At 71.5% G+C, this 10,861-nt stretch carries 1 protein-coding gene; it reads left to right on the top strand.

What is annotated here, in order from left to right; all coding sequences use genetic code 11:
- A complete protein-coding gene (locus tag DXZ73_RS09105; protein ID WP_116210514.1) occupies window positions 1-10,797 on the top strand; it encodes a type I polyketide synthase in 10,797 nt (3,598 codons plus the stop codon).
- Window positions 10,798-10,861 lie beyond the last annotated feature (64 nt).

Raw genomic sequence — 10,861 nt, 5'->3', positions numbered from 1 at the left:
ATGTCGAACGAAGAGAAGCTCGTCGATTACCTGAAGCGCGTCATGGGCGATCTCCGCCAGACACAGCGCCGACTGCGCGATGTCGAGGAGAAAGCGCGGGAGCCCATCGCGATCGTGGCGATGAGTTGCCGGTTTCCCGGTGGCGTGCGCTCCCCGGAAGAAATGTGGGAACTCCTGGCCCGGGGCGAGGACGCCGTCTCCGGATTCCCGGAGGACCGCGGCTGGGACATCGAGGCGCTCTACGACACCGACCCCGACCGCTCGGGCACGTCATATGTGCGCGAGGGCGGATTCCTTTACGAAGCCGGGGAGTTCGACCCGGCGTTCTTCGGGATATCCCCGCGTGAAGCGCTCGCCATGGACCCGCAGCAGCGGCTGCTCCTGGAGACGTCCTGGGAGACCCTCGAACGGGCCGGTATCGCGCCCGCGTCCCTGCGCGGCAGCAAGGCCGGCGTGTTCATGGGCACCAACGGCCAGGACTACGCGGTGGCCCTCCGGCAGGCGCCCGAAGGCGTCGAGGGCTACCTCGCCACCAGCAGCGCCGCCAGCGTGGTCTCCGGCCGGCTCTCCTACACCTTCGGCCTCGAAGGCCCGGCGGTCACGGTCGACACGGCGTGCTCGTCGTCGCTCGTGGCATTGCACCTGGCCGTACAGGCGCTGCGCCAGGGCGAGTGCTCCCTGGCGCTCGCGGGCGGTGTGACCGTGATGTCCACCCCTGGCCTGTTCGTCGAGTTCAGCAGACAGCGCGGGCTGGCCCCCGACGGCCGCTGCAAGCCCTTCGCGGCCGCGGCGGACGGCACAGGCTGGGGCGAGGGCGCGGGCGTCCTCCTGCTGGAGCGGCTCTCCGACGCCCAGCGCAACGGGCACCCGGTGCTGGCGGTCGTCCGTGGCTCCGCCGTCAACCAGGACGGCAGCAGCAGCGGCCTGACCGTCCCCAACGGCCTCTCGCAACAGCGCGTCATCCTGGAGGCCCTGGCCAACGCCCGGCTCTCGGCCACTGACGTCGATGCGGTGGAGGCGCACGGTACGGGTACGACGTTGGGCGACCCGATCGAGGCGCAGGCGCTGCTGGCCACTTATGGCCAGGACCGCGCCGAAGGACAGCCGTTGTGGCTGGGTTCGGTGAAGTCGAACATCGGTCATACGCAGGCTGCTGCCGGTGTGGCGGGTGTGATCAAGATGGTGCTGGCTATGCAGCAGGGTGTGCTGCCGCGGTCGTTGCACGTCGATGAGCCGTCGCCGCACGTCGACTGGTCGGCGGGTGCGGTGGAGTTGCTGGCGGAGGCGAGGGAGTGGACCGGGAGCGGTGAGCCGCGTCGGGCCGGTGTGTCGGCCTTCGGCGTCAGCGGTACGAACGCCCACGTCATCCTGGAAGAGGCCCCGGACGAGGCGGCGCCGGCCGATGCCGCGGACACGCGGGAGGCGCCGGGCGCGCTGCCTTGGGTGCTCTCGGGTCGTTCGGAGGCTGCGCTGCGGGCGCAGGCGGAGCGGTTGCGGGTGTTTGTGGATGGCCGTCCGGAGTTGAGTGTCGGCGATGTGGGTCTGTCGTTGGCGACGGGGCGGTCGGTGTTCGAGCACCGTGCGGTGGTGGTCGCCGGGGACCGGGCCGGATTCCTCGACGGTTTGGGCGCGTTGGCGGAGGGTCGTAGCGCTGCGGGTCTGGTCGAGGGTGTGGCTGGTGCCGGTGCCCGGGTGGCGTTGGTGTTCCCGGGTCAGGGTTCGCAGTGGGTGGGGATGGCGGCGGGGCTGTTGGACGCCTCGCCGGTCTTTGCGGAGCGGGTTGCTCAGTGTGAGGTTGCGCTGGCGCCGTATGTGGACTGGTCATTGACCGGTGTGCTGCGTGGTGCGGATGGTGCGGCGTCGCTTGAGCGGGTGGATGTGGTCCAGCCCGCGTTGTTCGCGGTGATGGTGTCGCTGGCGGAGCTGTGGCGTTCGTACGGTGTTGAGCCGGCGGCCGTCATCGGTCACTCGCAGGGTGAGATCGCTGCGGCGTGTGTGGCGGGCGCTCTCTCATTGGAGGACGCGGCGAAGGTCGTCGCGCTGCGGAGCAAGGCGTTGCTGGCGCTCTCCGGTCAGGGCGGGATGGTGTCCGTCTCCCTGCCTGTTGAGGACGTCGAGGCGCTGCTGAACGACCGTCTTTCGGTTGCTGCGGTGAACGGCCCGTCTGCGGTGGTGGTTTCGGGCGATGTGGATGCTCTGGATGAGCTTCTGGCGACGTGCGAGGCGGGCGGGATTCGTGCTCGTCGGATTCCGGTCGACTATGCCTCGCATTCCGCGCATGTGGAGCGGATCGAGGGCGAGCTGCTGGAGCTCCTGAAGGGCATCGAGCCGCGTTCCTCTTCGGTGCCGTTCTATTCCACAGTTTCCGCCGAGTTGATCGACACGTCGGTGATGGACGCGGGCTACTGGTACCGCAATCTGCGTCAGACGGTGCGTTTCGACGAGACCGTGCGTGCCCTGCTGGCCGACGGTATCGGGATCTTTGTAGAGGCCAGTGCGCATCCCGTGCTGACGGTCGGTATCCAGCAGACCGCCGAGGACGTGAACGTCGAGATCTCGGCCGTCGGCTCCCTCCGTCGTGACGAGGGCGGCCTCGATCGCTTCCTGACCTCTCTCGCCGAAGCGCACACAGCCGGCGCCCGCGTCAACTGGGAATCGGCGTTCCAGGGCGCCCGGCAAGTCGCCCTGCCGACCTATGCCTTCCAGCGTCAGCGCTTCTGGGTGCAGCCCCCGCCCTCCGCCGTGGGGGACGTCGCTTCCGCCGGGCTCGGTGCCGCCGATCACCCCCTGTTGGGTGCGGTGGTGTCGTTGGCGGACGCCGACGGGCTCGTCCTGACCGGGCGCCTCTCGCTGCGTACGCATCCGTGGCTGGCCGACCACGCCGTGCTGGGCACGGTCGTGGTGCCCGGAACCGCCCTGGTCGAGCTGGCGGTTCGAGCCGGTGACCAGGTGGGCTGCGACCGGGTCGAGGAACTGACCCTGGAGGCGCCGCTGGTGCTGCCCGAGCAGGGCGCGGTGCAGGTGCAGCTGGTCGTCGAGGGCCCGGACGGCTCGGGCCGCCGTGCCGTGACCGTCTACTCCCGCGCGGAGGACGCGCAGGCCTCGGACTGGACGCGGCACGCCACGGGAACCCTCGCCGTGGCCGGGACCACGGACGTTCCGGCGGATCTGAGCGCCTGGCCGCCTGCCGGTGCCGAGGCCGTCGGGATCGACGGCCTGTACGAGCGGCTGGCCGGGATCGGCTTGCAGTACGGCCCGGTGTTCCAGGGGCTGCGCGCGGCCTGGCGGCGTGGCGAGGAGGTGTTCGCCGAGGTCGTGCTCCCGGAGGGGCAGCGGCGTGAGGCGGCGCGCTTCGGCCTGCACCCCGCGCTGCTGGACTCCGCGCTGCACATGGCCGGGCTCGGCGGCTCCACGAGCACGGAGGACGGGACCGCCCGGCTGCCGTTCGCGTGGACCGGTGTGACGCTGTACGCGACCGGGGCCGACGCCCTGCGCGTACGCCTGGTGCCGCAGGGGAGCGAGGGGCTGTCGGTGCTGGTCGCCGACGCTGCGGGAGCGCCCGTGGCATCCGTCGACTCGCTGGTCGCGCGCCCGGTGGACCCCAAGCAGCTGACTGGCGCCCGCACGGCGCACGAGTCGCTGTTCGGGGTGGAGTGGGCGAGCGTGTCCGCCGCTTCCGCGACCGCCGACGCGGATCCGTGGGCGATCGTCGGAGCGGACGAGCTGGAGCTGGGCGCGGGCCTGGAGTCCGCCGGACGCCCGATCGAGGCGTACGCGGATCTGGAGGACCTGGCCGGGAGGGACGTACCGGCGCTCGTCCTCGCGCCGTTCGCGTCCGGAGACCGGACGGGCGGCATCGCCCCGGCCGCGCACGACGCGGCGCGCCGCGTGCTGGCTCTTCTCCAGGCGTGGCTGACGGACGAGCGGTTCGCCGGCTCACGGCTCGTCGTCGTGACGCGCGGTGCCGTGGCGGCCGTCGCCGACGCGGAGCTCACCGACCTGGCCTCGTCGACTGTCTGGGGCCTGGTGCGCACGGCGCAGACGGAACACCCGGGCAGATTCGCCCTGGTCGACGTGGACGAGGACGATGCCTCCCTCGCCGCCCTCGGGGCAGCGGTCGCCCAGGACGAGCCGCAGCTGGCCGTACGCGGCGGAGCCCTCTTCGCGCCGAGGCTCGTACGGGTGCCTGCCGTGACGGATGAGACGACGGACTCCGTCTGGGGCCCGGACGGGACCGTGCTCATCACCGGTTCCACGGGTGTGCTGGGTGGTCTGGTGGCGCGGCATCTGGTGGCTGTGCATGGTGTGCGGCATCTGTTGTTGGTGAGCCGGCGTGGCCGTGCCGCTGAGGGTATGGCGGAGCTTGAGGCCGAACTGTCGGCTGCTGGTGCGCAGGTGAGCATCGAGGCGTGTGATGTTGCGGACCGTGGTGCTCTGGCTGGTGTGCTGGCGGGGATTCCTGTGGATCGTCCGCTGACTGGTGTGGTGCATGCGGCGGGTGTTTTGGATGACGGTGTGGTGGAGTCGCTGACGCCGGAGCGTGTTGATGCGGTGTTGTGTCCGAAGGTGGATGCGGCGGTGAATCTGCATGAGTTGACGTTGGGTGTGGATCTGTCGGCGTTTGTGTTGTTTTCTTCGGCTGCTGCGACGTTCGGTGCGGCGGGGCAGGGTAATTACGCTGCGGCGAATGCGTTTTTGGATGGTCTGGCGTCGTCGCGTCGTGGTCTGGGTCTTGTGGGTGTGTCGTTGGCCTGGGGTTTCTGGGCCGAGCGCAGTGAGATGACCGGTCATCTGGGCGGCACCGACATGACCCGCATGGCACGCGGCGGAGTGATCCCGCTGTCCTCCGCCGAGGGCCTCGCTCTCTTCGACGTCGCGACCGCAGTGGACAGTGCCCTCCTTGTGCCGGCCCGCCTCGACCCCGCCGCCCTGCGCGGCGGACGCGGGCCCGTGCCGCCGCTGCTCCGCAAGCTGGTGAGCGCGTCGACGCGCCGGACCGCCAAGTCGGGTGCCGATTCGGACGATTCGCTGAGGCGACGCCTCGCCGGGGTGCCGGAGGCCGAGCGGGACCGTGTCCTCCTGGACCTCGTGAGCACCGCTGTGGGAGCCGTCCTCGGCTACGCGGAGAACGACGTCGTCGACGCCGGGCGGGCGTTCAAGGAACTGGGCTTCGACTCCCTCACCGCGGTCGAGCTCCGCAACCGCCTCAACGCGGCCACCGGCCTCCGGCTGCCCGCCACCCTCGTCTTCGACTACCCGACGCCGCTCGCCCTCGCCCGCCACCTGCACGGTGAACTGGCCGGGGACGAGCAGCGGTCCGGGGCGTCCGCGGCGGCACCGGCGCCCTTCGCCGCGTCGGACGACGAGGCGATCGCCATTGTGGGCATGAGCTGTAGGTACCCGGGCGGAGTGCGGTCCCCGGAAGAGCTGTGGCAGCTCGTCGTGCGCGGAGGGGACGCGATGTCCGACTTCCCCGACGACCGGGGCTGGGACCTGGAGCGCCTCTACCACCCGGACCCGGATCACCGGGGCACGGCTTATGCCCGACAGGGCGGATTCCTTTATGAAGCGGGCGAGTTCGACCCCGCGTTCTTCGGGATATCCCCGCGCGAGGCCATTGCCATGGATCCGCAGCAGCGACTTCTCCTGGAGACGTCCTGGGAGGCGATCGAGCGGGCCGGAATGGATCCGGAATCCCTGCGCGGCAGCCAGACCGGCGTCTTCGCCGGAATCATGCACCACGACTACGCCTCGGGAATTCGGACGGCCCCCGAGGACATCGAGGGATACATCGGCAACGGAACTGCCGGAAGCGTGGCATCGGGCCGGATCTCCTACACCTTCGGTTTCGAAGGACCGGCGGTCACGGTCGACACGGCGTGTTCTTCCTCGCTCGTGGCATTGCACCTGGCGGCGCAGGCGCTGCGCCAGGGCGAGTGCTCCCTCGCACTCGCGGGCGGCGTGACGGTGATGTCGACCCCGGGATTGTTCGTCGAATTCAGCCGCCAGCGCGGGCTTTCCCCGGATGGCCGCTGCAAGGCATTCGCGGACGCGGCGGACGGCACGGGATTCTCCGAAGGCGCCGGCGTGCTGCTGCTGGAGCGTTTGTCGGACGCGCGTCGCAACGGCCACGAGGTGCTGGCCGTGGTCCGTGGCTCCGCCATCAACCAGGACGGCGCTAGCAACGGCCTGACGGCGCCGAACGGCCCTTCGCAGCAGCGGGTGATCCGCCAGGCGCTGGCGAGCGCGCGGCTGTCGGTTGCGGATGTCGATGCGGTGGAGGCGCATGGTACGGGTACGACGTTGGGTGACCCGATCGAGGCGCAGGCTCTGTTGGCGACGTATGGGCAGGAGCGTGCGGACGGTCGTCCGTTGTTGCTGGGTTCGGTGAAGTCGAACATCGGTCATACGCAGGCTGCTGCCGGTGTGGCGGGTGTGATCAAGATGGTGCTGGCGATGCGGCACGGTGTGCTGCCGCAGACCTTGCACATCGACGAGCCCAGTACCCACGTGGACTGGTCCGCGGGCGCGGTCCGGCTCCTCGACGCTACGACGCCCTGGCCCGAGACCGGGCGGCCGCGCCGCGCGGGAATCTCCTCCTTCGGCGCCAGCGGCACCAACGCCCACGTGGTGCTCGAACAGGCCGAGACGGCGCCCGTCGCCGACAGCGCCGCCGTGCACGTCCCGGTCGTCCCCTGGCTGATCTCCAGCCGTTCCGCGGCGGGCCTGCGTGCCCAGGCCGGACGGCTGCTGCCGTACACCGATGCCGAAGCCGCCGTTTCCACGGCCGATGTGGCGCACTCGCTGGTGACGACGCGCTCGGCGTTCGATCATCGTGCGGTGGTGCTGGCTGGTGGTCGTGAGGGTTTTGCGGCTGGGCTGGCTGGGTTGGCTGCGGGTGGGTCTGTGCCGGGTGTGGTGCAGGGGTCCGTGGTGGCTTCGGGTAAGTCGGCTGTGTTGTTCTCGGGTCAGGGGAGCCAGCGGGCGGGCATGGGCCGCGAGTTGTACGAGGCCTATCCCGTGTATGCCGGGGCCTTTGATGCCGTGTGCGCGCGGTTCGATCTTGACCGGCCGTTGCGTGATGTGGTGTTCGGTGGGTCGGATCTGCTGGATCAGACGGTGTTCACCCAGGCGGCTTTGTTCGCGGTTGAGGTGGCGTTGTTCCGGCTGGTGGAGTCGTGGGGTGTGCGTCCGGACTTCGTGGGCGGGCATTCGATCGGCGAGATCGCTGCTGCTCACGTTGCGGGTGTGCTCTCGTTGGATGATGCGTGTGTGTTGGTGGCCGCTCGTGGCCGTCTGATGCAGGCGCTCCCCGCTGGTGGCGCCATGATCGCGGTGCAGGCATCGGAGACCGATGTGCTGCCGCTGCTGGTGGGTCGTGAGGCCGAGGTCGGTATCGCGGCGGTCAATGGGCCGGTGTCGGTGGTGCTTTCGGGTACCGAGAGTGCTGTCGAGGATGTGGCGTCCCAGCTCAAGGCGACGGGCGTGAAGACGAAGCGGTTGCGGGTTTCGCACGCGTTCCACTCGCCGTTGATGGATCCGATGCTGGCCGACTTCGCGAAGGTAGCGGAGGAACTGGCGTATGCGGCTCCCTCGATCCCGGTGGTCTCGAACCTGACGGGTTCGATTGCCGCGCCGGAGGAGCTGTGCTCTCCCGCGTACTGGGTGCGTCACGTCCGTGATTCCGTCCGATTCGCCGACGGCATCGAAGCCCTTGGCTCCGAAGGTGCTTCAACCTTCCTGGAGTTGGGTCCCGACGGTGTGCTGTCCGCGATGGGTCAGGACTGCCTGCCCGACGCGGCCTTCACCCCCGCCCTCCGCTCCGGTCGCGACGAGGTCACCGCCCTGTCCGAGGCGCTGGCACAGCTGTACGTGCGCGGCGCGGCCGTCGACTGGACCGAGGTGCTGCGCGCGGGCGGCGTGACCGGCGGTCGCCGCGTCGAACTGCCGACGTACGCCTTCCAGCGCGAGCACTACTGGCTGGAGTCCACGGCCGACGCGGTCGGCGACGTCGCCTCGGTCGGTCTCGGCACGGTGGAACACCCGCTGCTGGGCGCCGCCGTCGCTCTCCCGGACTCCGACGGATGGCTGTTCACCGGCCGCCTCTCGCTGCGTACACACGCCTGGCTCGCCGACCACACCGTCATGGGCTCGGCCGTGCTGCCGGGTACGGCTTATGTCGACATGGCGCTGCACGCGGGGGACCGGGTCGGGTGCGGGCGGCTGGCGGAGCTGGTGCTGGAGGCGCCGCTCGTCCTGCCGGAGCGCGACGGTGTCCACCTCCGGGTGGTCGTCGAAGGCCCCGCCGAGAGCGGCGACAGGCCCGTACGCGTGTACTCCCGGCCCGAGCAGGCGCACGACAGCGACCTGCCGTGGACGCGGCACGCCACCGGAACCCTCGCTCCCGGCACGGCCGAGGGCACGCCGGACCTGAGCGCCTGGCCGCCCGTGGGTGCCGAGGTGCTCGACACCGACGGCATGTACGAGAGCTTCGCCCTCGGCGGCCTCGGGTACGGGCCGGTGTTCCAGGGTGTCCGGGCTGCGTGGCGGCGTGGCGACGAGGTGTTCGCCGAGGTCGTGCTGCCGGAGGAGGAGCGGCGTGACGCGGCCGGGTTCGGCCTGCACCCGGCGCTCCTCGACGCGGCCCTGCACTCGGCGGGCCTGGCCGGGCGGCCGGAGCCGGAGGCGCGGCAGCAGGTGCGGCTGCCGTTCGCCTGGACCGGTGTGTCCCTGTACGCCACGGGCGCCTCCGCGCTCCGCGTACGCCTCGTGCCGGCCGGGGCCGACGGCATCGCCGTGGCCGTGGCCGACGAGTCCGGGCGGCCGGTGGCGTCGGTGGATTCCCTGGTCGTGCGCCCGGTCTCGCGCGAGCAGATCGACGAAGCGCGCGGCGGGTTCGCCGAGTCCATGTTCCGCGTGGAGTGGAAGAGCGTGCCGGTCCCGGCGGAGCCGCCGGCCGCCGCCACCCGCTGGGCCTTCGTGGACGCCCGGGCGGCGGCCTCGATCGCCGACGTCGACGCCTCACACACGGACGTCGTCTGCGTCTCCCTGGAGTCCGGGCACCCGGCCGACGCCCCTCTCGACCCCGCCGCCGTGCGGGCCGCGACCCACACGGCACTGGAACTGGTCCAGCGGTGGCTGGCGGACGAGCGGTTCACCGACACCCGCCTGGTCCTGGTGACCCGGGGCGCGGTCGCGGCGGGTCCCGGCGATCCCGTGCGCGACGTGACGTCGGCCGCCGTCTGGGGCCTGGTGCGCGCCGCGCAGTCCGAACACCCGGACCGCTTCGTCCTCGTGGACACCGACGAGGAAGGGACGCCCGCCGACAGGCTGGCCGCGGCCGTCGCCACCGGAGAGCCGCAGCTCGCCCTGCGCCGTGGCGCCGTCCTCGCCCCGCGCCTGAACCGGGCCGCGCCCGCCGCCGAAACGGCGGCCACCGGGTGGGACCCCGACGGCACCGTCCTGATCACCGGCGCGAGCGGCGCCCTCGGCGGGCTCGTCGCGCGGCACCTGGTCGCCGAGCGCGGCGTACGGCACGTGCTGCTCGTCAGCCGACGCGGTGCCGACGCGGCCGGAGCCGGGGAACTGGAGGCGCAGCTCGGCGCGCTGGGTGCCTCGGTGGCCTGGGCCGCCTGTGACGTGGCCGACCGTGGGGCCCTCGCCTCCGTCCTCGCCGCGATACCGGCGGCGCACCCGCTGACCGCCGTGGTGCACGCGGCCGGTGTGCTGGACGACGGGGTCGTCGAGTCCCTGACGCCCGGACGGCTGGACGCGGTGCTGCGCCCCAAGGCGGACGCCGCGGTGCATCTGCACGAGCTCACCCGGGACTCCGGGCCGGCGGCGTTCGTCCTGTTCTCCTCCGTGTCCGGCACGTTCGGCGGCGCCGGGCAGGGCAACTACGCGGCGGCGAACGCCTTCCTGGACGCACTCGTCGCCCACCGCAGGGACCAGGGCCTGCCCGGCGTGTCGCTGGCCTGGGGCCTGTGGGACCAGCAGGGCGGCATGACCGACGGGCTGGGCGCGGCCGACGTCCACCGCATGGGCCGGGCGGGGATCGGCGGACTGTCACCCGCCGAGGGCCTGGCGCTCTTCGACGCCGGGTGCGCGGGCGGGGAACCGGTGGCCGTACCGGTGCGCCTGGACCTCGCGGCCGTGCGCTCCGCCGCGCGGGAGTCCGGACAGCCGGTGCCGCACCTGCTGCGGGACCTCGTACGGGTCCCCGTCCGCCGCGCGGCCCTCGAAGGCGGCGCGGGCACGGGCGAGGACGCGGCGGCCGCGCTCCGGCAGCGGCTGTCCGGAGCCACCGGACCCGAGCGCGAACGGGCACTGCTCGACGCGGTGCGCGGACACGTCGCCGCCGTGCTCGGGCACGCCGACGCCGGGGCCGTCGAGCCGGAACGAGCCTTCAAGGACGTCGGGTTCGACTCGCTCACCGCCGTGGAGCTCCGCAACCGCCTCGACGCGGCCACCGGTCTGCGGCTCACCGCGACCCTCGTATTCGACTACCCCACACCCCTGGCCCTCGCCCAGCACCTCCACACGGCGCTGTTCCACGACGGCACGACGCGGGACGACGTCCCGGTCGCCGTGGAACTCGACCGGCTGGAAGCCGGGCTGGCGGCCATGGACTGGGAGGAGATCGGCCGCACCGGTGTCGTGGCGCGGCTGCGGGACCTTCTGACGAAATACGGCGACGCGCAGGACCTGTCGCACAGCACTGCCCTTGTCGACAAGCTCGATTCGGCGACCGACGACGAGCTCTTCAGCATGGTCGATCGGGACCTCGGTCTCTCCTGATCCGGTCATCCGAGCCAATCGCGACATGTCGACAGCAATATTCATGGGGGAAGCACGATGAGTA

The sequence above is a fragment of the Streptoverticillium olivoreticuli subsp. olivoreticuli genome, from assembly GCF_003391135.1.
In the GTDB taxonomy this organism is placed as follows: domain Bacteria; phylum Actinomycetota; class Actinomycetes; order Streptomycetales; family Streptomycetaceae; genus Streptomyces; species Streptomyces blastmyceticus.
This window is presented reverse-complemented; position numbering and strand designations above follow the sequence as displayed.

What these genes read in the sequence shown, in the direction of transcription:
- DXZ73_RS09105 (WP_116210514.1), top strand. Translation starts at nt 1, where the DNA reads ATGTCGAACGAAGAGAAGCTCGTCGATTACCTGAAGCGCGTCATGGGC.